This is a genomic window from Streptomyces niphimycinicus, assembly GCF_018883605.1.
GTDB lineage: Bacteria > Actinomycetota > Actinomycetes > Streptomycetales > Streptomycetaceae > Streptomyces > Streptomyces niphimycinicus.
The window spans coordinates 1-761 of record NZ_JAHLEM010000754.1 but is presented as its reverse complement, the minus strand read 5'-3'; the positions used below and the strand labels follow the sequence as shown (position 1 = coordinate 761).

At 71.0% G+C, this 761-nt stretch carries 1 protein-coding gene; it reads left to right on the top strand.

The genetic code is table 11. The annotated features are described in order from the left end of the window. Nucleotides 1-742 (top strand): DUF4232 domain-containing protein (locus KN815_RS41850; protein WP_308403700.1); only part of this gene is annotated, 742 nt, incomplete at its 5' end. Nucleotides 743-761 lie beyond the last annotated feature (19 nt).

Sequence of the window (761 nt, the reverse complement as noted above, 5' to 3'; positions counted from 1 at the left end):
CTCCGGGGGACCCGAAATGCGTTCCGACACCACTGCCCGCATCGCCCGCCGTCGTACCGTCCGCGTGGCCGCCGCGGTCCTGACCGCGGCCGCCGCCCTGACCCTGACGGCCTGCAACGGCTCGGAGGGCGGCGATAAGAAGTCCGCGGGCCAGACCGACACGGCCCCGGCCGGGTCCAGCGGCTCCTCGGGTTCCTCCAACGGTGCGCAGGGTACGGACGCCAAGGCCAAGGGGGGCTCGGAGACGGGCGCCGCGGAGAAGCAGTCGGGCGGTGGGCAGGCCGCCACCGAAGGCGGCGGCAGGGCGCACGCCGGCGTCGAGCGCTGCCGCACCGAAAACCTGGAAGCCGCGTTCGCCACGGGTGAGGACGCGCTCCCGGTGCCGGAGGACGGCGGGACGACCGCCACCATCGTCCTGATGAACAAGGGCAACTACTCCTGCAAGCTCGGCGGCTTCCCCGGTGTGGACCTGACCTCGATCAACGGCGGCGAGCGCTGGTCCCTGGTCCGCTCCTCGCAGAAGTGGAGCCCCCTGGAGGTGGAGGCCGGCCAGAGCACCGAGTTCACCCTCAACCTCGCCTTCACCAGAGAGGAAGAGGGCTTCTACCAGCCGGCCTGGGTCGAGATCACCCCGCCCAACGAGACCAAGTCCCTCAAGATCGAGTGGCCCTGGGAGTCCGACAGCCTTGTCGACCAGCGCGGCGCCACCCATCCCGGCACCTTCGTCAACCCCATCGGCTGACCAGCTCAGAGCTGTGCCA